23 protein-coding genes and 1 riboswitch are annotated in these 24,898 nt (G+C 68.8%); of the genes, 8 read left to right on the top strand and 15 right to left on the bottom strand.

Annotated features, from left to right (window positions below; all coding sequences use genetic code 11):
- The first annotated feature begins 102 nt into the window (after positions 1 to 102).
- Both LKD76_RS18425 and gcvP read left to right on the top strand, forming a co-directional pair.
- Positions 103 to 693 carry a MerR family transcriptional regulator gene (locus LKD76_RS18425; RefSeq protein ID WP_308188541.1) on the top strand — a complete coding sequence of 197 codons (591 nt, stop codon included), beginning with the start codon at positions 103 to 105 and terminating at the stop codon, positions 691 to 693.
- 97 nt (positions 694 to 790) lie between these two features.
- Positions 791 to 885, top strand: a riboswitch (glycine riboswitch).
- A gap of 170 nt (positions 886 to 1,055) precedes the next feature.
- Complete coding sequence (gcvP, locus tag LKD76_RS18420) at positions 1,056 to 3,869, top strand: aminomethyl-transferring glycine dehydrogenase (protein ID WP_227982563.1); 2,814 nt, start codon at positions 1,056 to 1,058, stop codon at positions 3,867 to 3,869.
- A 99-nt stretch (positions 3,870 to 3,968) separates the two neighbouring features.
- On the opposite strand, the gene LKD76_RS18415 is transcribed toward gcvP, so the two are convergent.
- The 7 genes from LKD76_RS18415 to LKD76_RS18390 form a co-directional block, all read right to left on the bottom strand.
- Positions 3,969 to 5,639 carry a substrate-binding domain-containing protein gene (locus LKD76_RS18415; RefSeq protein WP_227982562.1) on the bottom strand — a complete coding sequence of 557 codons (1,671 nt, stop codon included), beginning with the start codon at positions 5,637 to 5,639 and terminating at the stop codon, positions 3,969 to 3,971.
- A gap of 120 nt (positions 5,640 to 5,759) precedes the next feature.
- Positions 5,760 to 6,020, bottom strand: coding sequence for a WhiB family transcriptional regulator (locus LKD76_RS18410; RefSeq protein WP_227982561.1), 261 nt, complete (start codon positions 6,018 to 6,020; stop codon positions 5,760 to 5,762).
- A gap of 30 nt (positions 6,021 to 6,050) precedes the next feature.
- Positions 6,051 to 6,593, bottom strand: a complete 543-nt coding sequence (locus LKD76_RS18405; protein WP_227982560.1) for an HNH endonuclease — start codon at positions 6,591 to 6,593, stop codon at positions 6,051 to 6,053.
- A gap of 56 nt (positions 6,594 to 6,649) precedes the next feature.
- Positions 6,650 to 6,781 (bottom strand): hypothetical protein, encoded by a 132-nt coding sequence (locus LKD76_RS31925; RefSeq protein WP_255660133.1) that lies wholly within the window; start codon positions 6,779 to 6,781, stop codon positions 6,650 to 6,652.
- A gap of 240 nt (positions 6,782 to 7,021) precedes the next feature.
- Positions 7,022 to 7,780, bottom strand: a complete 759-nt coding sequence (locus tag LKD76_RS18400) for an NAD(P)H-dependent oxidoreductase (RefSeq protein WP_227982559.1) — start codon at positions 7,778 to 7,780, stop codon at positions 7,022 to 7,024.
- Positions 7,781 to 7,900: 120 nt separating this feature from the next.
- Positions 7,901 to 10,084 carry a malate synthase G gene (locus tag LKD76_RS18395; protein WP_227982558.1) on the bottom strand — a complete coding sequence of 728 codons (2,184 nt, stop codon included), beginning with the start codon at positions 10,082 to 10,084 and terminating at the stop codon, positions 7,901 to 7,903.
- A 179-nt stretch (positions 10,085 to 10,263) separates the two neighbouring features.
- Entirely contained in the window at positions 10,264 to 11,328 is a 1,065-nt protein-coding gene (locus LKD76_RS18390) for a hypothetical protein (RefSeq protein ID WP_227982557.1), read from the bottom strand.
- A gap of 97 nt (positions 11,329 to 11,425) precedes the next feature.
- Between LKD76_RS18390 and LKD76_RS18385 the strand changes: the two genes are divergently transcribed.
- A complete protein-coding gene (locus LKD76_RS18385) occupies positions 11,426 to 12,031 on the top strand; it encodes a TetR/AcrR family transcriptional regulator (protein WP_227982556.1) in 606 nt (201 codons plus the stop codon).
- A gap of 193 nt (positions 12,032 to 12,224) precedes the next feature.
- On the opposite strand, the gene LKD76_RS18380 is transcribed toward LKD76_RS18385, so the two are convergent.
- The 3 genes from LKD76_RS18380 to LKD76_RS18370 form a co-directional block, all read right to left on the bottom strand.
- Positions 12,225 to 12,938, bottom strand: coding sequence for a PaaI family thioesterase (locus LKD76_RS18380; protein WP_227982555.1), 714 nt, complete (start codon positions 12,936 to 12,938; stop codon positions 12,225 to 12,227).
- Positions 12,939 to 13,028: 90 nt separating this feature from the next.
- The gene (locus LKD76_RS18375) at positions 13,029 to 13,673 is read right to left on the bottom strand and encodes a DUF305 domain-containing protein (RefSeq protein ID WP_227982554.1); all 645 of its coding nucleotides are present in this window, start codon (positions 13,671 to 13,673) and stop codon (positions 13,029 to 13,031) included.
- A 1-nt stretch (position 13,674) separates the two neighbouring features.
- Positions 13,675 to 15,228, bottom strand: coding sequence for an LVIVD repeat-containing protein (locus tag LKD76_RS18370; RefSeq protein WP_372465859.1), 1,554 nt, complete (start codon positions 15,226 to 15,228; stop codon positions 13,675 to 13,677).
- 201 nt (positions 15,229 to 15,429) lie between these two features.
- Between LKD76_RS18370 and LKD76_RS18365 the strand changes: the two genes are divergently transcribed.
- Together LKD76_RS18365 and LKD76_RS18360 are read left to right on the top strand one after the other, a co-directional pair.
- Entirely contained in the window at positions 15,430 to 15,870 is a 441-nt protein-coding gene (locus LKD76_RS18365; protein WP_227982552.1) for a DUF8021 domain-containing protein, read from the top strand.
- Positions 15,871 to 15,895: 25 nt separating this feature from the next.
- Entirely contained in the window at positions 15,896 to 16,369 is a 474-nt protein-coding gene (locus LKD76_RS18360; RefSeq protein WP_227982551.1) for a nuclear transport factor 2 family protein, read from the top strand.
- A gap of 73 nt (positions 16,370 to 16,442) precedes the next feature.
- Here LKD76_RS18360 and LKD76_RS18355 read toward each other — a convergent pair whose 3' ends face one another.
- From LKD76_RS18355 to LKD76_RS18340, 4 genes are all read right to left on the bottom strand, one after another.
- Positions 16,443 to 17,339: a 3-methyladenine DNA glycosylase gene (locus LKD76_RS18355; protein ID WP_227982550.1), complete on the bottom strand. Its 897-nt coding sequence runs from the start codon at positions 17,337 to 17,339 to the stop codon at positions 16,443 to 16,445.
- Positions 17,336 to 18,400, bottom strand: coding sequence for a hemolysin family protein (locus tag LKD76_RS18350; RefSeq protein ID WP_227982549.1), 1,065 nt, complete (start codon positions 18,398 to 18,400; stop codon positions 17,336 to 17,338). Before LKD76_RS18350 ends, LKD76_RS18355 begins: the two co-directional genes overlap by 4 nt.
- Positions 18,393 to 19,775, bottom strand: coding sequence for a hemolysin family protein (locus LKD76_RS18345; protein WP_227982548.1), 1,383 nt, complete (start codon positions 19,773 to 19,775; stop codon positions 18,393 to 18,395). The genes LKD76_RS18350 and LKD76_RS18345 overlap by 8 nt, the downstream gene beginning before the upstream one ends.
- A gap of 272 nt (positions 19,776 to 20,047) precedes the next feature.
- Positions 20,048 to 21,484: a GuaB1 family IMP dehydrogenase-related protein gene (locus LKD76_RS18340; protein WP_227982547.1), complete on the bottom strand. Its 1,437-nt coding sequence runs from the start codon at positions 21,482 to 21,484 to the stop codon at positions 20,048 to 20,050.
- A gap of 71 nt (positions 21,485 to 21,555) precedes the next feature.
- On the opposite strand from LKD76_RS18340, the gene LKD76_RS18335 reads away from it, so the two are divergent.
- Positions 21,556 to 22,014, top strand: a complete 459-nt coding sequence (locus LKD76_RS18335; RefSeq protein ID WP_227982546.1) for a PPOX class F420-dependent oxidoreductase — start codon at positions 21,556 to 21,558, stop codon at positions 22,012 to 22,014.
- Here the strand turns inward: LKD76_RS18335 and LKD76_RS18330 are convergent.
- Complete coding sequence (locus LKD76_RS18330) at positions 22,011 to 22,538, bottom strand: DnaJ family domain-containing protein (protein ID WP_227982545.1); 528 nt, start codon at positions 22,536 to 22,538, stop codon at positions 22,011 to 22,013. The two genes, LKD76_RS18335 and LKD76_RS18330, sit on opposite strands and share 4 nt — an antisense overlap.
- 150 nt (positions 22,539 to 22,688) lie before the next feature.
- Here LKD76_RS18330 and LKD76_RS18325 point away from each other — a divergent pair, with 150 nt between their 5' ends.
- On the top strand, positions 22,689 to 24,110 hold the full coding sequence (locus LKD76_RS18325) for an ethanolamine ammonia-lyase subunit EutB (RefSeq protein WP_227982544.1): 1,422 nt from the start codon (positions 22,689 to 22,691) through the stop codon (positions 24,108 to 24,110).
- Positions 24,107 to 24,898, top strand: coding sequence for an ethanolamine ammonia-lyase subunit EutC (eutC, locus tag LKD76_RS18320; RefSeq protein WP_227982543.1), 792 nt, complete (start codon positions 24,107 to 24,109; stop codon positions 24,896 to 24,898). Before LKD76_RS18325 ends, eutC begins: the two co-directional genes overlap by 4 nt.

Here is a 24,898-nt window from a genome sequence, read left to right as displayed (position 1 = left end):
ACGCGGAGTTTGGTTCCACGCCCGTGCTGCCGAGACAATCGACAGAGTAGCCTCGACAGTTAGGCCGTTGTTCTTCTTCGGCGATGCAGTGAGGGAGTAGCAGTGGGAGACCGACCGCAGCAACCAGCACCCGACCCGCGGCCCACCGCGGTCGTGCAGCCAGGGCTGTTCCCTGACGACACCGTTCCCGACGAACTCGTGGGTTACCGGGTTCCCAGCGCCTGCCAGGTCGCAGGCATCACGTATCGGCAGCTCGACTACTGGGCTCGGACCGGGCTCGTCGTTCCGTCGATCCGCAGCGCCACCGGTTCCGGCAGTCAGCGCCTGTACTCCTTCAAGGACATCCTGGTTCTCAAGATCGTCAAGCGTCTGCTCGACGCCGGGATCTCACTGCAGAACATTCGCATCGCCGTCGATCATCTGCGCAGCCGCGGGGTCGAGGATCTGGCCGGCATCACCTTGTTCTCCGACGGCACCACCGTGTACGAATGCTCCTCGCCGGAGGAAGTGGTCGATTTACTGCAGGGCGGGCAGGGTGTCTTCGGCATCGCGGTCAGCGGTGCGATGCGTGAGTTGACCGGTGCCATCGCGAACTTCCCGGCCGAGCGGGCGGAGGCGCACGCCGCGAGCGAGCGTCCCGAGGACGAGTTGGCCTATCGCCGCAAGGCGCGGGAGAACCGTAAGACCGGTTAGGCGGGCGGACCGCACACGGATGTGACCAAGGTGACCGCTCGACGGCGAGGGTCGGAAACATACCGGTAACGACGCTCCGCTTAGACTGTAGGCGCGTCGCAACCGTGCGGGAGAGTTCCGGGTTCGGCCCGGACGCCGAAGGAGCAGCACCTCCCCGTCAATCTCTCAGGCACCAGGGACCGTGCGGAGTTGGACGCCTCTGGAAAGCGGTGGCCGCACACAATGCGTGTCACCCGCCCATGGGGAAAGGGAACGCCGCGCGGTCCCGAATCTCTCAGGCGCCACGACAGAGGGGGAGGGCCGACACTCGTCGACGTGTGGCATCCGGTGTCCCGGTCGACGTGCCCGAACCTGGAGCTGCCGTGACCCGTAGTTTCGCCGATCGCCACATCGGTCCCGACGCCACCGAAATCGATCGAATTCTCGCCACCGTCGGTGTCGCGTCGATGGAGGAACTGGCCGGTCGGGCGGTGCCCGCGAGCATTCTCGACGCCGCCGGCGATACCGGACTCGATGTGCTGCCGCCCGCGGTGTCCGAACACGATGCGCTCACCGAACTGGCCGCGCTGGCGCATGCCGACACGGTGGCCACCTCGATGATCGGGCTCGGCTACTACGACGTGCTCACCCCGCCGGTGCTGGTGCGCAATCTGCTCGAGAATCCGGCCTGGTACACCGCGTACACGCCGTATCAACCGGAGATCAGCCAGGGTCGGCTCGAAGCGCTGCTGAACTTCCAGACCATGGTCTCGGATCTGACCGGTATGGAGGTCGCCAACGCCTCCATGCTGGACGAGGCCACCGCCGCCGCGGAAGCGATGACGCTGCTGCAGCGCGCCAACCGCAAGAGCACCTCGCAGCGACTGCTGATCGATGCCGATCTGTTCCCGCAGACCCGCACGGTGCTGGCCACCCGGGCCGAACCACTCGGTATCACCCTGGTGGAGGCCGATCTCAGCGCGGGCCAGCTGCCCGACGGAGACTTCTTCGGCGTGGTGCTGCAGACCCCGGGGGCCTCGGGCCGCATCGTCGATCCGGCCGAACTGATCGCGGCCGCCCACGAGCGGGGCGCGCTCGTCGCGGTCGGCACCGATCTGCTGGCGCTCACCCTGATCACCCCGCCGGGCGAACAGGGTGCCGACGTGTGTTTCGGCACGACCCAGCGCTTCGGTGTCCCGCTCGGGTTCGGCGGTCCGCACGCCGGCTATCTGGCGGTGCGCACCGCGCATGCGCGCCAGCTGCCGGGACGCCTGGTCGGGGTCTCGGTGGACGCCGACGGCGCCCGCGCCTACCGACTCGCGCTGCAAACCCGGGAACAGCACATCCGCCGGGAGAAGGCCACCTCCAACATCTGCACCGCACAGGTGCTGCTGGCGATCGTCGCCGCGATGTACGCCTCCTACCACGGCGGGGACGGATTGCGGGGGATCGCCCGGCGGGTCCACCACCACGCCGAGCAACTCGCCGCCGGACTCGGTGACGCGGTCGTGCACGATCGTTTCTTCGACACCGTGCTGGTGTCGGTGCCCGCCGGTGCCGAGGCCGTGGTGGGTAAGGCGAAGGGCCGCGGTATCAACCTGCGGCTGGTGGACGCCGATCATGTCGCGGTGGCCTGCGACGAGGTGACCACCGACGTGGAGGTGGCGATCGTCCTGGAGTGCTTCGGCGCCGATGCGGCCGTCGAGGCGGCGCAGCTGCCGTCGATCGAAACGCGGACCTCGCCGTTCCTGACCCATCCCGCGTTCACTCGCTACCACACCGAAACCGCGATGCTGCGATACCTGCGGCAGCTGTCGGACAAGGATATCGCCTTGGACCGCAGCATGATTCCGCTCGGATCGTGCACGATGAAACTCAACGCCACCGCCGAGATGGAGCCGATCACCTGGCCGGGATTCGCGCGGTTGCACCCCTACGCCCCGGTGGAGGACGCGGCGGGCATGCTGCGGGTGGTCGAGGATCTCGAGCACTGGCTCGCGGCGGTGACCGGTTACGACCGGGTCAGCCTGCAGCCCAATGCCGGCAGTCAGGGCGAATATGCCGGTCTGCTCGCCATCCGCCGCTATCACCTCGATCGTGGCGACACCCACCGCGACACCTGCCTGATTCCGTCCAGTGCGCACGGCACCAACGCCGCATCGGCCGCGATGGCCGGACTGCGGGTCGAGGTGGTCACGTGCCGCGACAACGGCGATGTCGATCTCGACGATCTGCGGGCCAAAATCGCCGATCACGCCGATCGGCTGGCCTGCATCATGATCACCTACCCGTCCACGCACGGGGTCTACGAGCACGAGGTCGCCGAACTGTGCGCCCTGGTCCACGATGCCGGCGGCCAGGTCTACGTCGACGGCGCGAATCTGAACGCCCTGGTCGGGCTGGCTCGTCCGGGTCGGTTCGGTGGCGACGTCTCGCACCTGAATCTGCACAAGACCTTCTGTATTCCGCACGGTGGTGGCGGTCCCGGGGTCGGGCCGGTCGCGGTCCGCGATCATCTGGCGCCGTACCTGCCGGGCGATCCGTTGCAGCCGGATTCCCACGCGGTGTCGGCCGCACGCTACGGGTCGGCGTCGATCCTGCCGATCACGTGGGCCTACATTCGGATGATGGGCGCCGACGGGCTGCGCCGGGCCACGCTCACCGCGATCGCCTCCGCGAATTACCTTGCGCGGCGTCTGGATCCGCATTTCCCGGTGCTGTACACCGGGGACAACGGCATGGTCGCCCACGAGTGCATCCTGGATCTGCGCGAGATCACCAAGCGGACCGGCGTCACCGTCGACGATGTGGCGAAACGGCTGGCCGACTACGGATTCCACGCTCCCACCATGAGCTTCCCGGTCGCCGGGACCCTGATGGTCGAGCCGACCGAGAGCGAGAACCTCGAAGAACTCGACGCTTTCGTCGAGGCGATGATCGCGATCAAGGGCGAGATCGACGCCGTGGCGGCGGGCACCTGGCCGGTGGAACAGAGCCCGCTGCGCGGTGCCCCGCACACCGCGGCGTCCCTGGTCGGTGAGTGGGATTACCCCTACAGTCGTGAGACCGCCGTGTATCCGCTGGGCGTGCACGCGGCCCGCGCGAAGGTGTGGCCGGCGGTGCGGCGTATCGACGGCGCGTTCGGTGACCGGAATCTGGTCTGCTCGTGTCCTCCGCTCGAGGCCTACGCCGACTGAGCGGATCGGGGGGCGGCTCGCCGCGGGCGGCGACCGCCTCCGGATACGCCGTGGCCGATCGTGCGGTCGCGGCGGCCGCCCCGGCCGGGCCGGGTGCGCCTACGGCGTGGTCAGTGCGTGGTTGACCGCGGTGCCGAAGCTCATATCGTCCGAGGTGCTCACCTTGGTATAGGTTCCGCCGGTCTTCTGGGCCAGATTCTGCAGTGTCTGGGTGCCCTGGCCGCCGATGACGATCACATCGATGCGGACCTTGTGGGCGCCGTCGGTCGCACTGGTGAGCTGAGTGAGCAGTTGATCGCCACTCACCGACGACTCGTCGTTCGGTCCACCGGTGATCAACAGCACGGAGTTGGTCTTCCCGGTGGCGTAGTCCTCGACCGCGCTGCGGTAGGCCGCTTCGAGCGCCGGATAGGTGCGGTCGGTGGTGGAGCCGTTGAGCGCGACACGGCCCAGGGCCGTGGACAATTCGGAACGATGCGCAGTGCTCAGCGCGGCCGTCGGCGCGACCACCCGATAGGGTTTGCCGCCCTCGATATCGCGGGCGTAGACCCAGGCCCCGGCGCCGAAGTCCGGCGGCATGGTATCGAGGGTGGACTGCACGGCGGCGAGGGTGTTGTTCAGCCGCGACATCGAGCCGTCGGTCACCGCCATCGAGGCCGAGGTGTCGATCAGAATCGTGGACTGCACCCCGAGGACCGGATGGGCCAGCACCGATTGCACGCCGTCGAGCACCGATTTCGGAGGGGTGGGGGCAGGGGTGGCGGCCGCGGGCTCGAATCCGTTGTCGGTGAACAGCTTCTGCTGTGCGGGGGCCCGCAGATAGTCGGCGAACATACCGGCGACCAGATTCTGGGTCTTGTCGACCCAGTTGCCGGTCAGCATGGCCGCGGGGTGATCGGCGACCGGCGCGGCACCGGTGGGCCGGAATGCGGAGACGCCCTTGGCTTTTGCTTGCTGTTCGGTAACTGCCACCGCGTGGATCGGTGAGGTGGCGGCGTGTGCGGAGTCGGCGACCGCTGCCAGCGCGGCGCCCGGATCGGAAGATTCGGGCGCCTCGGCGGCCAATCCGGAAATGGCGGCCACCACCTGACCGGATCGAGCGGAATCGTCGGTCAGGGGGTCGGAGCCCGAGACCGCCGAGCCGACCGCCACCGCGGCGGCCAGCGACCCGTCACCCGGCGGCAGGGCCATCTTCAGCCCGCCCCAGCTGCCGAGGCCGATATCGCCGAGTGATCCGCGCTGCAGGCGCGGCAGATCCGACCAGCTCAGATCGGCCTTGGTCAGGGCCTGCGCCAGCTGGTCGGGTGCGGCCACCACGATCGGGCTGACCGCCACGGAGGCCGGGGCGCCCTGAACCAGACCCGGTACCCGCATCTGCTCGACGGCCCGGGTGGAACTGGGAATCCACAGCCCAGGCTGCTGCCCGAGCCCGGCATCCCAGTTCGGCGCGGTGAGCCCGGCCACCATCGCGGCCGTGGGCTGGACGGTGACCGCGATCTTCGCGCAGTGATCACGCACCTGTGGGGAGGTGGCGTTGTAACGGTCGGCGGCCGCGCGCACGGGTCCGGCGATATCCGGATCGACGGTCACCGGGAGGGTGACCGGGCCTTCGATGCACTGTCCGGCGGCGCTGCGGTTCTCCGATGCCGACCGGTTGCTCAGCCACAACCAGCCGCCGACTGCCGCGATCAACAGCAGGACCGCCACCACGGTGATAACCAAACTTTTGCTGACGCCCCGTGATCCGTCCGCGCTGCGATGTGTGCCCACGGTCTGCCAGTGTATGGTCAGCCGAAAAGCAGCGCTCGGCTGGTACCGGCAGAGGACACGGTCGGGGCCGGGAATCCGGGAGCGCGGGTGGTGAAGGCCACCCGCACCCCGGATCGGCTATCAGTCCCGGATCAGTGTGCCGCGGTCGAATTCGTGACCGCCCCACACGCCGGACTGTCCGGTCGCCGCCGCGAACTCCGCGCACTGCGCCACGATAGGGCAGGCGGCGCAGATGGCGCGGGCGTAGTCGAAGTCCTGCGACGGGTACGGGAACCACGCGTCGTGGTTCGGGTCACCCTTGCAGGCGGCCTGTTCCCAGCTCGGCGTATCCGAGAGCGGGAGCAGATCCACCAGGGTCGGTGCGGGCATCGTGTTCGTCATATCGGTCCCTCCTTCCTCGGGATACGGTTGTCAGCTCGCGCCGGCGAGCCGGCGCCAGATGTGACGCTGCCGGCGGTGCATATCGTTGGGGGCCTTGGGTTCCCAGAGCAGCCGCATCCCGGCCTCCTCGGGAGTCCGGTCGGCCTTGCGGGTATTGCACGGGCCACAGGCCGCGATCAGGTTGTTCCAGGTGTTGGGCCCGCCGCGGCTGCGCGGGCGGATGTGGTCGACGGTGCGTGCCCAGCCGGAGCAGTACCCGCACCGGTGGCCGTCGCGGCGCAGCACCGCGGCCATGGTGGCCCGGCTCTCGTCGTGGACGAGTACCCGGTGCTCGAGGTAGACGTAGTGCCGCAGCCGAATCGTCTCGGGCAGTGCGATTTCCAGGTGCTTGGATCGGATCGGGAACTGCGGCTGCCGCTCGGCGATCGTCTCGGCGGCTCCGCTGATCAACAACACCACCGCCCGATCGGCGCGGATATCGGTCAGCGCCTCGTAGGAGGCGTTGAGGACCAGCACCTGCACGTGTATCCAGTTGTCGGGGGACACTTCGGGGTCGGCGTGACGGAACAGCATGGGAGTCACCATGTTTCGTGAAAGGGAGACGAGCAACGAAGCGAGAAGGGACCGGATCAGGCCTGCTGGACGAGGCGGCCGGAATCGCGCCCGCAGGACTGCGAGAACTGCTCCGCCCGCATAGTGCAATGCGAAAAGCGTTGTCCGGCACTGATGTACAGCACGCCGCACATGGTCTTCGGATTCATCGGCCACCTCCTCCTTCCCGTTGCTCGTCGAGCGGCGACGCCTCGCCGGCGCGCCGTTTGTTCATCGTTGCCATGGTGACACAGCGTTACCGCCGCTGTCGGGTCATTTTTTCGGCGCCGCGGTGGATCTGCGCACGCCCGTCCCCCGGTTGTGCTGGATACAGCATCCGGTCGGTGTCGTTTATTCCGCGCGCGCCGGCGGTGCCGGTGTGTGGTCGAACACCCGGGCGCCGGAGCGGCTCACGAGGCTCGGTGCAGACCGAATCCGGCGGTGCCGGCGGTGTCGACGTCGTCGCGCAGCCGCAGGGTGCGGTCGTAGTCGCCGCCGGCCTGCGTGCGGTAGGGGATGGGTTCGAGCTCGTCGATCCGTGACAATCGCGCGCGCAGTTCGTCGGCGAGATCGTCGAAACGCCGCTCGTCGACGCGCAGCGAGCCGTGCACCAGGAAGGGCGGGAGGACATCCATGCCCGGGTAGTACAGGATTCCGTGGTGGATCGGGAACAGCAGATCGTCGATGTGGCCGTTGATCCCGCGCTCGGAATAGGCGGGTTCGCGGCCGCCGATCGACACCACCAGCATGGCCCGGCGTCCGCTCAGCGCCCCGGCGCCGTAGCGAGGCAGTGCGGTACTGCCCGCGCCGTAGGCGAACCCGTTGGTGAACACCCGGTCCACCCAGCCCTTGAGGATCGCCGGCATCGAGTACCACCAGAGCGGGAAATGCAGCAGCACGACCTGGGCCCAGCGCAGTTTGTCCTGTTCGGCGCGAATATCGGCCGACAGGGTGCCGCCGGAGTAGGCCACGCCGGAGGCGAGCATGAAGTTGGTTTCCTCGACGGTGCCGAAGTCGGCGGCGTCGGCATGCGCCTTCCAGCCCATCGCGTAGAGATCGCTCACCACGACCTCGTGCCCTTCGTCGCGAAGGTGTTCCACCGCAACGTCTTTGAGCGAACCGGTGAGGGAATCCGGTTCGGGGTGCGCGTACACGATCAGGATTCTCATATCTGCTGACAACCCGGCGCGACTCCGGCGAATTCCGTGGAGTCCCCGGCGCCGGGCGTGAGCCGTGGACGCCGCAGCCCCGGCCGGGAGCCGGCCGGGGCTGCGGACGTGCGGGTTTGCTCAGCCCTTGGCGGCGAGCGCCTTGGCCTCGCGGCGACGGCGGTGCAGGATCGGCTCGGTGTAGCCGTTCGGCTGGCACGCACCCTCGAGGATCAGCTCCTTGGCGGCCTGGAAGGCGACGCTGCCCGCGAAATCGGGAGCCATCGGCTTGTAGGCGGCGTCACCGGCGTTCTGCCGGTCCACCACCGGTGCCATCCGCTCCAGGCTCTCGACGATCTGCGCGTCGGTGACGATGCCGTGGCGCAGCCAGTTCGCCATCAGCTGGCTCGAGATACGCAGGGTTGCACGGTCTTCCATGAGCGCGACATCGTTGATGTCGGGCACCTTGGAGCAGCCGACGCCCTGGTCGATCCAGCGGACCACGTAGCCCAGGATGGACTGCGAGTTGTTGTCCAGTTCGTTGCGGATGTCCTCGGCCGACCAGTTGGTGTCGGCGGCCAGCGGAATCTCGAGGATCTGGTCGACCGTGGCGCGGGGGCCGCCCTTGGCGATCTCGGCCTGCCGCTTGAACACGTCCACCAGGTGGTAGTGGGTGGCGTGCAGCGTGGCGGCGGTCGGGGACGGGACCCAGGCGGTGGTGGCGCCGGCCCGCGGGTGGCCGATCTTCTGCTCGAGCATGCCCGCCATCAGGTCCGGCATCGCCCACATGCCCTTGCCGATCTGCGCCTTGTGCGGCAGACCGGTCGCCAGGCCGGTGTCGACGTTCCAGTCCTCGTAGGACAGGATCCACTGCTGCTGCTTCATCTCGGCCTTGCGGATCATCGCGCCGGCCTCCATGGAGGTGTGGATCTCGTCGCCGGTGCGGTCCAGGAAGCCGGTGTTGATGAACACCACGCGGTCGCGCGCGGCGCCGATGCAGGCCTTCAGGTTGACCGTGGTGCGGCGCTCCTCGTCCATGATGCCGACCTTGAGGGTGTTGCGGGGCAGGCCCAGCACATCCTCGACACGGTCGAACAGTTCGTTGGCGAAGGCGACTTCGTCGGGACCGTGCATCTTGGGCTTGACGATGTAGACCGAGCCGGTACGCGAATTGCTCACCGCGGCCTTGCCGTTGAGCGAGTGCACCGCGATCAGCGAGGTGATCAGGCCGTCCAGGATGCCCTCGGGCACCTCGTTGCCCTCGGAGTCGAGGATGGCGTCGGAGGTCATCAGGTGGCCCACGTTGCGGACGAACAGCAGCGAACGGCCGTGCAGCACCACATCGTTGCCGTCCAGGCCGGTGTAGACCCGGTCCGGATTCATGGTGCGGGTGAAGGTCTTGCCGCCCTTGGTGACCTCTTCGGCGAGATCGCCCTTCATCAGGCCCAGCCAGTTGCGGTAGCCGGCGACCTTGTCGTCGGCGTCGACCGCCGCGACCGAGTCCTCGAAGTCCATGATCGTGGTCACCGCGGACTCCAGCGCCACATCCTTGACGCCGGCGTCGTCGGTCTTGCCGATGGGCGACTCGGGATCGATCTGGATGTCGATGTGCAAACCGTTGTGGCGCAGCAGGACCGAGCTCGGCGATGCCGGATCGCCCAGGTAGCCGACCAGAGCGGAGGCGTCGGCCAGGCCGATGTCGGTGCCGTCCTCGAGGGTGACCTCGAGCTCGCCGTCGACGATCTTGTAGGCCTTGGAGCCGACATGTGAACCGGTGATCAGCGGCACGGCGTCGTCGAGGAAGTTGCGGGCCCACTCGATGACCTTGTCACCGCGAACCTTGTTGTAGCCGGTGCCCTTCTCGGCACCGTTGGCTTCGGAGATGGCGTCGGTGCCGTAGAGCGCGTCGTAGAGCGAGCCCCAGCGCGCGTTGGCGGCGTTGATCGCGAAACGGGCGTTGCTGACCGGCACGACCAGCTGCGGGCCGGCGGTCGTCGCGATCTCGTCGTCGACGTTCTGGGTGCCGATGGAGAAATCGGCGGGTTCCTCGCGCAGGTAGCCGATCTCGGCGAGGAAGTTCTTGTAGGCGGCCTTGTCGTAGCCGGTGCCCGGGTTCTCGGCGTGCCAGGCGTCGAGCTTGCCCTGGATCTCGTCGCGTTCGGCCAGCAGCGCGCGGTTGCGCGGCGCGAGATCGTTGATCACGCCCTCCGCACCGGTCCAGAACGCGGCGGAATCTACGTCGGTGCCGGGGAGCGCCTCGTTCTCCACGAAATCGTGAAGAACCTTGGCCACCTGGAGTCCGCCGACCTGAATCCGCTCTGTCATCTACTGCCTCATTTCGAGAAAGCCGGATGGAAAAAGTACGCCTGTCATATTACCCGTGGGTAGTTTCGCGTTGTCGGCGGCATCGATCGAGCCGGCCCGATTGTATCGTGGGCCACAATCGGCCAGATCGAGTACGGGCTAACTCGGGGCGAACTCCGGGCATCGGGTGCGGGCAGTGCTCAGGTCGTCGGGACGGTAGCTGTTGCCGCGGCTCGACCGGCCGGGCGGGCCAGGCGCACCGGGCGGGGAATGGTGGCCAGCAGCAGTCCGCCCAGAGCCCAGCAACCCAGAATCCCCAGGGCCGCAGCCGATCCCGCGCCGTCGAAATAGGCCGTCGAGCGCAGTGCGGTGGCGGCCGCGCCCGGTGGCAGGAACGCGCCGAGGGTGCCCCAGCCGCTCGGCAGCAACTCCGGGGCCGACATGGCGCCGGACAGGGGGATGCCCAGTGCGACAAGGATCCCCGCGCCCACGCCGATCCCGGCGATGCCGAGGGTGGCGCGCAGGCCGAGTACCGCCATCGCCGTCGCCGCGATCGCCAGGGCCGCCACAGCCGCATCGGCGAGGTAGCTGCCCGTGACGACGCCGAGCCAGGTCTGCAGCACGGCGGTCACCGCGCATCCGGTGACGACCGCCACGGTCAGGGCGGCTCCGATCCGTGCCGCGCGGCCGACGGGTAGCAGTGACAGGGCGGCCCCGGTCAGCAGGCCGCCGATGACCATCGGCACCAGCGTGAGGCCGAAGACCGCGCCGCGTGGGTCGGCCGGCGGGGCCGCGACGACATCGGTGGTCAGCGGTTGCGGGGCGGGGGAGAGGTGGTGTGGGGGTGCGGTATTCGAGTTCGGATCCGCGGCCGTGGCGGAGGGCGAGTCGACCCGCGACATGGACACGGCGGAACGGCGCGCTGCCTCACTCAATGCCTGGGCGACCGCCGGGCTCGCCGCGGACGCGGTCAGCACCTCCGGGCCGCTCGCCGAGATCACGATCGCGCCGTAGATGTCGCGGTTCTCGATGGCGGTCACCGCGGCGGCCCGGTCGGGGAAGACGGTGGCGTCGAGGGCGTCGGGGCCCAGCGTGCCGAGTCCGGTCCGGACCTGTTCCACCGCGGGGGCGGGCCCGGCCAGCCCGACCGGTAGATGCCGCGGAGCCAGCTGGGAGGTCGGCCAGGCGAATGCCGTGACGAGCAGGGTGATCAGCGCGGACAGGCCCAGAATCGGGCCGAGCACGGTGACGAGCGGCGGTCGCATCACGCCTCCAAAGAGAAGGAACGTTCGTTTTGTGGTTCGAGCATGCGCTCGCCGCGTCGGCGTTGTCAAGAACGAACGTTCTTTTTATGATGCGGACATGCCGCGACTGACGGAAGCGCGCCGGGCCGCGCGCCGCGATCAGCTCATCGCCGCCGCGGTGCGCTGTGTGGCCCGCGAGGGTTTCCACAAGACGACGATGGCCGCGGTCATCGCCGAATCCGGTATGTCGGCGGGTGCGGTCTACGGCTACTTCAAGTCCAAGAACGACATCATCCGCGCCATCGCCGATTCGGTGCTGGGACGTATGACCGCGAATCTGGCGCGGCTGACCGATGCCGAGACGCCGGTGTCGCCGATCGACGCGTTGGAATCCGTCCTCGAGCAGATCCGAGAGCTCGCACGCGACGGAGACGGGGATATTCCGCGCGTGGCCGTGCAGGCGTGGGCGGAGGCGGGGCGCGACGAGGCGGTGGCCGAGATCGTGCGAGAACGAATCGGACAGGTGCGCGCGGCCTGGCGTGAACTGCTGGTCCGGGCGCGGTCCGCCGCGATCCTGCCGCCCGACGCCGATGTCGACGCGATCGCGCAGGTCATGCTCGGTGCGACGATGGGTTTCATCCAGCAGTACCTGTTGATCGGCGATGTCACCCCGCACGCCTACGCCGGTGGCTACCGTGCCCTGGCCGCGATATCGGGCGCCTGACCCACAACCGGTTCCAGTGCGGAGCGCCGGGGAGCCCGGAGTGCTCCGGACGGGACCGGCCGTGGTCACGGATCATGCGGCGGGCCGCGCGGCTACCTGCGGGACCGCGTCGCCGCGCTGCGACCCCGGGAATCGGCGATGGATCATCAACGCGAGCGGCAGGTGTGAATCTCGGCCGAGGCGAGGGGGTCGGCTACCGCCGAGGCTCGATCCAGAGCGCCTCGGCCACTACCGCGAGATCGCCGTCCGGTGTGGAAATCGCTACGCCCACGGTGTATTTGCGGCCGGAAGCCGCGATCGGCCAGGACCAGACCAGGTACTTCTCGCCGGCGTGCACGGGGGCGATGTGCCGGGTGGTCAGCGCGGCGGTGACCCCGCCGGGACGCATCCCGGCCAGATCGATCGCGGCCCAGCCGCCCGGACAGTCGACGGCCGACCAGATGTTCTCGGTGGTCAGATGGCCACCGGGGCCCGCCAGTTCGATATCGGGAGTCCACGCGGCCGCGACGAGGTCGTGTCCGCGTAGCCGCCACGGGTACAGCCGCAGGCCACGACCGGGGGTGTTGGCGGTGCCGCAGCCATAGCAGTCGGGAATGGGGCGGCCCGCGGCGAAGGAGTCGCGGGACGCGAGCACGGCCTGCTCCCACGACGGCGGGGGCAGCACCGCCAGTTCCACCGCGCCGGGACTCGCCTCGGCCAGCACGGTGCCGTCGAGATCGGTGAGGACGCAGCCGGATTCGGAATCGGTGATCAGGACCGGAGTCCGTACCGGAACGCCGCGGCGGAAGTCGACGCGCACCTCACCACCGACCCGATCGGCCAGCATCCCGGCGATATAGCCGCCGAACGCCAGGTCCGGATAGCCGTGTACATGGTCGGGAATGGTGATCGCCGTATCGGCAGTCATTCGCGTCCATACCTTTCGAGTGCCCGGGTCGGTCTCAGGGACCATAACCGCGCCCACCGACAACCGCGGTCCCGGTGCGGTGCGCGACCGTTACGGCAGCGGTCGCGCACCACGCTGATCGAGCATCAGCGCCATCAGCCCGGTTTCCTGTCCCTGGGCGACGATCATGGCTCTGACCTGCTCCTTGACCGGACCGGAGGCGATCTCGCGGTCGGCGGCGCGGGCCATCGCCAAGCCCCCCTGATGATGTCGGTACATCAATTGCAGGAAAAGGACTTCCGCCGCACCTCCCCGGGCGGCCGAAAGCCGGTCGAGGTCGGCCATCGTCGCCATTCCGGGCATGGCCGACGGTGCGGCCGCGACGGCGGTGTCACCGTGCTGGTGGGCCGCTGTCGCGCCGGATGTCATCCAGGCCATGGGGCGCTCGGCGGTGGGGGCGGCATTCGCCAGCCGCAACCAGCCCAGCATCGTGCCGATCTCGACGCGCTGGGACTGGTCGATCTGCTGGGCCAGGCGTTGCACCTGCGGATCCACTCCTGGGGCCAGACGCTGCACGATCTGGATCGCCTGCTGATGGTGGGCCGTCATGTCCTGCGCGAATCCGACTTCGGTCGCGTCGAGAACCGGTGTGGCGGTGTGTTTCTCGGGCAGCACCACCGGCCGCAGTGCCGCGCCGACCACCAGCAGCAGCAATGCGGCGGCCGCATACGAGGCCCAGCGAAACCAGCGCGACATCTCAGGAGCCCACGATCGAGTTCTGGTCCGGCGGTGGCGAATAGACGTCGTTGTCCAGTTGCAGCACCATGAATCCGTTGTCGTTGCAGCTGGTCCACAGCTGACTGCCGTGCCATTCGGGCGGCGCGAAGCACCAGTCGGAGGACACGTCACCACCGGCGATCATGCCGCTGCGCGGCGAAAGCGCCTGCGCCGGATCGAATTTGCCGTCCAGGATGGCGCGTGCCACCGAGAAGCCCTCCAGCGCGGGCGGTCCGATCAACGAGGCCAGCGCGTGCGGGGAATTCCACAGCTGCAGGTTCTGCCCGGTGCGGGCCGGGGGATTGAAATAGGCCAGCTCGCGCACGTGGAACGGGTCGCGCACATCGAATACCCGGATGCCCGACGATTCCCACCCGCAGGCCAGTGCCGTCGGATTCTCGGGACGATCGGCCGCGCAGTAGTGCGGATCGTAGGAGAACACCGAACCGCCCATCGACGAGGCGAGCATGCTGTCCTGGTTTTCGGGCAGGTCGATCCGGAGCTTGATCTTGTTGACCACCTTCGGATTGTTCTCGTCGGAGATGTCGACGAGTTTGACGCCGCCGGCCCCGGCTTCGTCAACGGTGAACAGATACGGCCGGCCGTCGTAGCTGACCGGGACGCTGTGCTGAGTGGCCCAGCCGTCGGTCCAGAACACCCGGCCGATGTGGTTGACCCGAGGATCGGGATCGCGGCGCTGTACGGCGCTGATGTCGAGCACCGTGAACCCGCCCAGCGCCGACAGGTACATCCGGTTGCCGTCGGGACTGATCCCGAAACCGTGCGCCTCGATACCGGTCAAGCCCTGCCAGACCACATGCGGATTCGCCGGATCGGTGAGGTCGACGGCGCTGACGAATCCGGGCGCGATACCGGAAGCCCAGTAGGTGCGGCCGTCGGGGGAGAAGCCGCCCTCGTGTGTCGTGATCGGCAGTGGCATGCCCAGATTCGAGCCGGGCCCCGGATTGAGCAGGCGGGGATGCGCGCAGTCGGAGATGTCGTAGACCGAGAGATACCCCACGCCTTCGAGGAACGGAACACCGGTCCCCACGAGCAGTTTGCGCGCGGCGTTGACTTTCAGGCTCTCCCAGGTGCCGGCCAGCATCGCCGGTTCGGTGAGGGTGGCCGTCAGTGCCGGATGTGCCGGATCGGCGGCGTCGATCACCTGCACGCCCTGGGCGGGGCCCAGGAGGTTGCCGGGGAAGAACGATCCGGTGTAGGAGCAGTGATCGTAGGTCGTGGAGGTGATGCCGGCCCCGCGCCCGGCATAACCGCCCACGAACGACATATTGCAGGTGTAGCCCTGGGTGCTGCGCCCGGAGGCGCGGTCGGCGGCCGGAACATCGCCTTGCATCCCGGTTTCCGGGCGCGATCCCGGACCGCAGTCGGCGGGTGGCGCCGCGGCCTTGCCGATATCGAGGAATTCCTGCACCTGGGTGGCGATATCGGACTGCAGATCCGCCGAGGCGCCACCGATGGGCAGTACCGCGGCGGCGAGCAACGCCGCGACCAGGACGAACAGGGGTCTGGGCATCCTCGATAACCGCGCCATTGCGGTCCCCCACTTTCCACATCGAAACGGGTGTCGCGATCGCCGAGATGACCGGTACCATCGGTCCCGGCAATGCACCGAAACGGTAACCCAGTCACCTTCTCAGCGGGTCCGTTTTCCGGGAAAGAGCCGGAGCGGTCGGGAGCTGTTGCGCCACAGCCACACTTGGGACAAACTCCCCGCATGGGAATGAAACACGTTGCAGTCATATCGGGTGCGGTGGCTGCCGCGTTGAACGCGGGAGCGGCTGTTGCCGCGGCAGCACCGAATCCGGCCGATACGCCACGCGAGGCCGTCGCCCGCACCTACATCGACGCGCTGGTCTCCCACGACGCGAGCGCTGTGCCCTTCGCGCCCGATGCCACCCGGGTCGAAGCGGGTCTGAAGACCGGGTACTCGGGGCCGCAGCTGACCCAGGAGCTGAACCACGGCGTGCAGTATTCGGTGATCCAGGACATCCGCGATGTGCGTATGACCGAGTGCGGTGATGTGGTGACCGCGCGGTATCTGCTCGACTCCGGTGTCGCGGGCGTGCGGCTGATGACCGTCGACATCACCGAAACCTTCGTCATTCCCGACGGGACCATCCACACCATCAACGCCACCATCGATCCGGTGTTGTAGGGGAACGCGAAAGCGAGGAAACGGTATGTCCGACAACGATGATCCGCAGGCGGTCGTTCTGCGATTATGGGCGGCCCTGGCCCGGCGCGACTGGGACGAGGTGGGCTCGCTGCTGAGCGAGGACTGCATCTATCTGGATGTGCCCACCGGTCCCACCCTGGCGGCGAAGGGGCCGGCCGATACGGTCAAACGTCTGCGGATCGGACTCGCCGGGCTGTCCGAATACACCAACCACGACGGGCTGCTGGTCGCCAACGGCCCGGACGTGATCTACGAGCACTCCGAGACCTGGGTATGGCCGACCGGCGAGCGCGCCGACCTGCCCTTCGTCTCCGTCCACCGGGTCGATCGCGGGCGGGTGTCGCTGTGGAAGGACTACTGGAACTTCGACACTCTGTCCTCCGCGGCGCCGCCCTCCTGGATGGAGGATTTCGCCGCGGCGGATATGTCGTGGATCTACGACGCGACCGCGGAGCTGAGCGCTCGCAGCGGTCGCTGAAATACGCGGCGCGGCACATCTATTCCGGTGTGCCGCGCTCCGGCACATTCGGGCCGGCGCGGTGCCACGCGTCTCACTGCTCGGCGAGCAGACGTCGGCAGCGCTGCAGGAGGGTGGCACGCAGGCCGGTCGCGCGGGCGGCGAGATCGGCCTGCGCGCGGACGTAATCGGCTCGGCCGCTAGGGGTTTCGATGGGAATCGGTTCGTAACCGAAGCTGGACAGATCGTACGGGCTGGCGCGCATATCGATCTCGCGGGCGGCGCGGGCCAGTGCGAAACAGTCCAGCAGCAGATCCGAATCGATCAGCGGGATGAGCTTGAAACCCCACTTGTAGAGATCCATGCCCGCATGCAGGCAACCGGGTTGTTCGCGGCGCACCTGGTCGTCGCGGGTGAGCTGTTCGGCATTGCGCGGGGCGGCGCCGGGGGTGAAGAAGCGGAACGCGTCGAAGTGGGTGCAGCGCAACGACATCGAGTCGACCACCGCATCCGTCCCGGCGCGGCCCAGCCGCAGCGGCACGTGCTGGTGGCGGACGTCGTCGCTGCGGTAGACCATCGCCCATTCGTGCAGCCCGAAGCAGGACAGCTGCGGCGAGCGAGACGCCGTGGCCGCCAGTAGGTCCGCGACGAAGGCGATGGTGTCGCGGCGCCGGTCGACGAAGGCCGGATCGGCGGTGTGCACGGGGCCGGCCGCGCCCGCGACCTCGATCCGGTGATAGCCGCGCCGCTGCGCGTATTCGTCCGAATCCGCCAGCGCCACACCGAATCCCGGATGCCAGCGACGCAGTTGCGCGGGTTTGTGGCCGTAGTAGGTGAACAGGAAGTCGATCACCGGATGCTTACGGCCGTCGGCGCGGCGGCGCAGATACGGGCCGACGAGATCGTCGACCCGATCCCGATGGGCCTGTGCCCGGGGCCGCCACTGCTGCGCGGTCAGTGTCGCGAGCAGCGGAGGCGCCTGCGCGGTCATTCCGCCACCCGGTGCGTCGCATCGCGCACCGTTCCGACGAATTCCTCGACCAGATCCTCGAGTGCCACGATGCCGACGGTGTTGCCGCGGCTGTCGATCACCCGGCCCAGATGGCTGTTGGTGCGGCGCAACCGGGCCAGCGCCTCGTAGAGCGCGGTACCCATGCTCAGCGTTGGCAGTGGGCGGATATCGGTGCGCGGAATCGGTGTCGCGGGTCCGGCGGAATCGTCGGCCACCTTGTCCAGCACGTCTTTGACGTGCAGATATCCCACCAGCGAGCCATCGGCGGTACGCACCGGATACCGGGAGAAGCCGGTCTCGGCGACCGCGGATTCGATATCTCCCAGTGTGGTGCCGTCGCCACGCAGCGGAACACACCGGGTCGTGGCCAGCGGCACCATGACGTCGGCGACGATCCGGTCGGTGGTGCCCAGCGCCTGGGTGAGCCGGCGATGCTCCTCCTCGTCGATGAGTCCCTCCGATCGGGATTCACCGATCATCTCCGCGAGTTCGACCGAGGAGACGGTGGCATCGAGTTCGTCCTTGGGCTCGACCCGCAGCGCGCGCAGGGTCAGGTTGGCCGCGAGGTTGTACAGGCCGATCAGCGGCCGGGCCAGGCGCAACCACCACAGCATGATGGGGACCAGCAGCAGTGCGACCCGTTCGGGACCGGCGAGGGCGATATTCTTCGGAATCATCTCGCCCATCAGCATGTGCAGGATGACGACCAGCGCCAGAGCCAGTGCGAATCCCACCGGATGCAGCAGTTGATCGGGCACGCCGGCCAGATCGAAGGGGCGCTCGAGCAGGTGCGCGATCGCCGGTTCGCCGATCCGGCCCAGCAGCAGCGAGCAGATCGTGATGCCCAGCTGTGCGGCCGCCAGCATCATCGACAGATGCTCGGCCGCGCCGATCACCGTTCCGGCGCCCCGCTTTCCTTGGGCGGCAAGGGTTTCCAGCCGGTCGCGGCGGGCGGAGATGAGCGCGAATTCGGCGCCCACGAAAAAGGCGTTGGTGCCCAGCAGCACGAAGGTCAGGAGCAGTCCGAACAGATCACCCATGGCTGAGCTCCCACGTCGTCACCGCATCGGCGTCCACCGGCTGCAGCAGTACCCGGTCGATGCGCCGGCCGTCCATTCGTTCCACCCGGGCCAGCCAGCCGCCGTGGGTATGTGGCTGCATGACGTGATTGCCGCCGGCGCCGTTGGCCGGAAGCAGCACCTCGTCACCGGCCACCGGGATCCGGCCCAGGGTGGTCAGCACGAGTCCGCCGAGGGTGTCGTATTCGCCGTCGGGGGCGGCATAGCCGGTGGATCGCGACACCTCGTCGATGCGCAGCAGGCCCGAGCAGTTCCAGCCCAGCGCGGTGCGCCGCACGTCGAGTTCCTCCTCGTCGTGCTCGTCGCGGACGTCGCCGAGGATCTCCTCGATGATGTCCTCCATCGTGACCAGGCCCGCGGTGCCGCCGTATTCGTCGACGACCAGCGCCACCTGCATACCGTCGGCACGTACTCGCTCCAGCACCGTGTCACCGTCGAGGCTGGCCGGCACGATCGGCACCGGCCGCGCGATCGTCGACAGCGCGATCGTGCCGCGCCGCGCGACCGGGTGCAGGAATGCCTGTTTGACGTGCACGATGCCGAGGGTGTTGTCCAGATCGCCGTCGATGACCGGGAACCGGGAGAATCCGGTGCGGCCGGCGGCTGCGATGAGATCGGCGATGGTGTCGTGCTGATCGAGGGATTCGATCTTCACCCGTGGGGTCATGAGATCCTCGGCGCTGCGCTCACCGAACAGCAGCGAACGGTCCACCACCAGCGCGGTGCGCTGATCGAGCGACCCGCGCAGTGCCGACGTGCGGACCAGTGACCCCAGCTCCTGCGGTGAGCGTGCCGATCGCAATTCCTCCGCGGGCTCGATGCCGAGCCGTCGCACCGACCAGTTCGCGGCGCCGTTGAGCAGTTTGATCAGCCAGGAGAAGATCGTGCTGAAGACGACCATCGGCCCCGCGGTCCAGCGCGCGGTCGTCAGCGGTTCGGCGATGGCGATGTTCTTGGGGACCAGTTCGCCGTAGGTCATCGACAGCGAGGTCGCCAGGACCAGGGCCAGGACCAGCGAGACGCCCTGTGCGGTACCGGGACCGGCGCCCAGCGCGGTGCAGATCGGCTCGATGAGCCGGGCCAGCACCGGTTCGGCGATATAACCGGTGACCAGAGTCGTGATGGTGATGCCGAGCTGTGCGCCGGAGAGCTGGAACGACAAAGTGCGGTGCGCGTGGCGGACCTGACGGGCGCGGCGGTCACCGTCGCGGGCATGCGCCTCGACGGTGCTGCGCTCCAGTGCGGTGAGGGAGAACTCCGCGGCGACGAAGATCGCCGTGCCCGCGGTGAGTGCGATGAATCCGAGCAGGCTGACGATGGTGAGCACAATGGACACGATCAGCACCGCCCGCCGGATAACGGAGGATCTGCGGAGACGGAGGCGCCGGGTTGGTCACCCGGCTCGGTAGAGGAGCCCTCCCGTGTGGCGCCCTCGGACGCGGGTGACAACTGGTTCCTTTCGCAGTGGACGAGCCGAAACAATACACAATGCCGGTCGGCGGAGACGTGCTCCACCGGTCGGCAAACCCTATGCTACCGGGCGCGGGCCCGCGGCTCATCGCCGCGGCGCGTCGCGACTCCGGCCGCCGTCGCCGGAGCGGCGGCGCCTCACCAGCCCGAGGGCAGCGGCCGTCCCTCCGCGAAACCGGCGGTCGACTGCACCCCGAGTACGGCCTTGTCGTGCAGTTCGGTGAGGGTGCGCGCACCGGCGTAGGTGCAGGCACTGCGCACGCCCGAGCAGATGTGGTCGATCAGATCCTCGACTCCGGGGCGTTCCGGGTCCAGGCGCATGCGCGAGGAGGAGATGCCCTCCTCGAACAGTGCCTTGCGGGCCCGGTCGAAACCGCTGTCGGCAGCGGTGCGGGCCGCGACAGCGCGCTTGGAGGCCATGCCGAAGCTCTCCTTGTAGGCATTGCCGTCACGGTCGACGCGCAGATCGCCGGGCGATTCGTAGGTACCGGCGAACCAGGAGCCGATCATCACGTTGGCGGCGCCCGCCGCCAGTGCCAGCGCCACATCGCGCGGATGGCGCACGCCCCCGTCGGCCCAGATGTGGACGCCGAGATCCTTTGCCGCCGTGGCGCATTCGGCTACCGCGGAGAACTGAGGCCGGCCCACGCCGGTCATCATCCGGGTGGTGCACATGGCGCCCGGCCCGACGCCGACCTTGATGATGTCGGCACCGGCCTCCGCCAGATCGCGGGTTCCCGCCGCGGACACCACATTGCCCGCCGCCAAGGGGACGCCGAGTTTCAGATCGGCGACCGCGCGCAGCGCCTCGAGCATCTTCACCTGGTGGCCGTGGGCGGTATCGATGACCAGCACATCGGCGCCCGCGTCGACCAGCGCCTTCGCCTTCGCGGGGATATCACCGTTGACCCCGACGGCGGCGGCGATACGCAGCGCGCCGTTACCGTCCACGGCCGGGGTGTAGATACCGTCCCGCACGGCGCCGGTGCGGGTCATCACACCGGCGAGGGTGCCGTTGTCGTGGACGAGTACCGCCAGGTCGGCGTGCGCGGCGTCGAGCAGGTCGAAGATCTCGCGGGGCGAGGTGGTCGCGGCGGCGGTGACGAAGTCGGCGTCGGCGACGGTCCGCAACCGCGCGAACCGGTCGACATCGGCGCAGGCGGCCTCGGTGACCACGCCCACGGGTTTGTCGTCCTCGACGACCACCACGGCCCGGTGGGCGCGCTTGTGGATCAGTGCCAGCGCTTCCGACACCGAATGGTCGGGTCCGAGGGTGACGGGGGTGTCGGCGGTCAGCGATCGGCTCTTGACGAACGAGATCGTTCTCGCGGCCGCGCTGATCGGCAGATCCTGGGGCAGGACCACCAAACCGCCCCGTCGCGCGACCGTCTCGGCCATGCGGCGCCCGGCGACCGCGGTCATGTTCGCGACCACGATCGGGATGGTGGTGCCGGTTCCGTCGCTGGTGGACAGGTCGACATCGAACCGCGACGACACGTCGGTGCGATTGGGGACGAGGAACAGATCGTCGTAGGTGAGGTCGTACGGCGGCGTGTGTCCTGGAAGAAACTGCACTCCGGCCATTGTAGGGGAATCGATCATGGGGGAGGGTGGGCTCGACAGGACCGCGGCGAAAGGATCGGACCATGCCACGTATCGCGACCGCCACCGAGGTCGGCCGGACGGAACTGCTCGACTTCGCCCGGCCGCGTCATCGAGCGGTACTGGTCACCACCCGGGCCGACGGCAGCGCGCAGATGTCACCGGTCACCTGCGGTGTGGACGCGGCCGGACGGATCGTGATCTCCACCTATCCGAGCCGGGCCAAGACCCGCAACATCCGGCGCCGGCCCCAGGTGTCGATCTGCTTGCTGTCGGACGAATGGGACGGTCCCTACGTTCAGATCGACGGGCGCGCAGAGGTATTCGACATGCCCGAGGCCCTCGACGGGCTCGTGGACTACTACCGCTGCATCGCCGGGGAGCATCCGGACTGGGAGGAGTACCGCGCGGCGATGGCGCAGCAGGGCAAGGCACTGATCCGGATCGATATCGAGCGCTGGGGTCCGATCGCCACCGGCGGCTTCCCGCCCGCCGACGACTAGCGCCGCGGGCGGCCGAGCCGGAGCAGGCGCCGCCACCACACCGGGCGTTCCACGTCGAGTCGTCGCCGTTCGGAAGTGGCCGCCGCGGAAGGATTGTCGGCGCGCTGCGGGGTGCCCCGCCCGGGCCGGGCCGCACGCCAGTCGGATACGACGTCGTCGGCCCGCACCGGAGCGATCCGGACCTGCGGACCGTGCGGTCTGCGGATCCACTCCACGATCCGGGAGTTGAGTTCGGTGACGTAGGCGCGGACCTCGGCCTCGGAATCCATGTCCGCCACGGTGGCGGGCAGACGCTCCAGATCTCTGCGCAGCACCAGGGAGGTGGGCAGCAGCGCCTCGCCACCCACACCCTCGCGTCGCAGGTAGTTCCGCAGCCACCAGTTCTCGTCGTAGGGTTCGCCCACTCCGGGCAGCGGCTTGCCGGCGCCGGTCAGGTTGTCGAATTCACCGCGTTCGCTCGCCTCCCGGATCTGTTTGTCGATCCAGGACTCGAAACCCATGCCGGCCGGTTTGCGTTCGGTCATCGGCACCTCCGCGCATCATCGGCGTGTCACCCGATCGTAACGCGTTGGGACATAACGGACATCGGCGCACGTCGCGTGCAGCGGTACGCTGGCTGCCGGCACAGGCTGTGCCGCAGCGGGCACGCACGCGGATGCGCCAGGAGAACGCCGATGACGCGGTACACCCAGACTCTGCACGGCACCACCTACACCTTCGACGGACCGGTCGACTTGCTGGCGAAGGCGACGCCGCAGCGCAGCGGTGACGAACTGGCCGGCTGCGCGGCCTCGTCGGACGCCGAACGGGCCGCGGCGCAATGGGCGCTGGCCGAGGTGCCGCTGACCACGTTCCTGAACGATCCGGTGGTGCCCTACGAGACCGATGAGGTCACCCGGCTGATCCTCGACGGCCACGATCGGGCGGCCTTCGGGCCCATCGCACATCTGAGCGTCGGTGGGTTGCGGGACCGGCTGCTGGCGATCGCCGCCGGGACCGGCCCCGGCGCGCCGGCCGAGGTGCTGGGTGCCCTCGCACCCGGGCTGACCCCGGAGATGGTGGCGGCGGTCAGCAAGATCATGCGGAATCAGGATCTGATCAGCGTGGCCCGTGCCGTCGAGGTGCGGTCCGGCTTTCGCACCACGATCGGGTTGCCGGGACGGCTGAGCACCCGGCTGCAGCCCAACCATCCCACCGACGATCCACGGGGGATTGCCGCGGCGGTGCTGGACGGGTTGCTGCTCGGCTGCGGCGACGCGGTGATCGGGGTCAATCCGGCGACCGATTCGCCGCACGCCGCCGGTGAGCTGCTGCGATTGCTCGACGAGGTACGGACCCGCTACGACATTCCGGCCCAGTCCTGCGTCCTCGCGCACGTCACCACGACCCTCGGGCTGATCGAGGCCGGTGCACCGGTCGATCTGGTCTTCCAGTCGGTCGCGGGCACCGAGGCGGCCAACCGGGGATTCGGCGTGGATCTGGCCCTGCTGCGCGAGGCGAACGCGGCCGGCCGGTCCTTGGGCCGCGGCACCGTCGGCGACAACGTCATGTATCTGGAAACCGGTCAGGGTTCGGCGCTGTCGGCCGGGGCGCACCGCGGTAGCGGTGACAAGCCGGTCGATCAGCAGACCCTCGAAGCCCGTGCCTACGCGGTCGCACGTGATCTCGACCCACTGCTGGTCAATACGGTGGTCGGATTCATCGGCCCGGAGTATCTCTACGACGGCAAGCAGATCGTCCGGGCGGGACTCGAGGACCACTTCTGCGGCAAACTGCTGGGCCTGCCGATGGGCGTGGACGTCTGCTACACCAACCATGCCGAGGCCGATCAGGACGATATGGACACGCTGCTGACCTTGCTCGCGGCGGCGGGGGTGGCCTTCGTCATCGCCGTGCCGGGCGCCGACGACGTCATGCTGGGCTATCAGAGCCTGAGCTTCCACGACGCCCTCTACGCGCGCCGCGTCCTCGGCCTCGCGCCCGCACCGGAATTCGAGCAGTGGCTGGCGCGGCTGGGCATGATCGACGCGGCGGGCGGTATCGCCGCCGTGGAACCGCTGTCCTCGCCGCTGCGTGAACTGGGCGCCGCCCGATGACCGCGCCGGCCGGGATGCGCCCGGACCCCGACGAGTTCTGGGCGGACCTGCGGCGCACCACGCGAGCCCGGATCGGGCTCGGCCGGACCGGCGACGCGCTGCCCACCACCCGGGTGCTGGAATTCCGGGCCGCGCACGCGGCCGCTCGCGACGCGGTCCACGCCCCGCTGGATGTGGACGCGTTGACCGTGCGGGTCGGCGCGGTGGGGCTGGGCGTCCCGGTCCATGTGCCCAGTCGCGCCCGCGACCGTGCGGAGTATCTGCGCCGGCCCGATCTGGGGCGGCTGCCGACGCACACCTCGGCGGTCACCGGCAGCGATGCGGATGTGGGTTTCGTTCTGGCCGACGGACTTTCGCCGCAGGCGCTCGCCGAGCACGGCCCGGATCTGCTCACCGCCCTGGTCGCCGAACTATCGCCGCGATGGACCCTCGCCGCACCCGTGATCGCGACGCAGGCGCGAGTGGCGATCGGCGATCACCTCGGGGCGGTCATGGGTGTGCGGACGGTGCTGGTGCTGATCGGCGAACGGCCCGGGTTGTCGGTGGCGGCCAGCCTCGGCATCTATCTGACGCACCGTCCGCGGCCCGGCCGCACCGACGCCGAGCGCAACTGCGTCTCCAATATCCATCCGCCCGCGGGCCTCGGATACCGGCAGGCCGCCGCGGTGGTGGCGGGGCTGGTCGTGGGAGCCCGCGCGCTCGGCCGATCCGGGGTGGAGCTGAAGGACGGCTCCCGCGCCGCGGCGATCGATGCGAACGCGGGCGTCGATCTTCCGGGCCTGCCGTAG

This window comes from Nocardia spumae, assembly GCF_020733635.1.
Classification (GTDB): Bacteria; Actinomycetota; Actinomycetes; order Mycobacteriales; family Mycobacteriaceae; genus Nocardia; species Nocardia spumae.
This window is presented reverse-complemented; position numbering and strand designations above follow the sequence as displayed.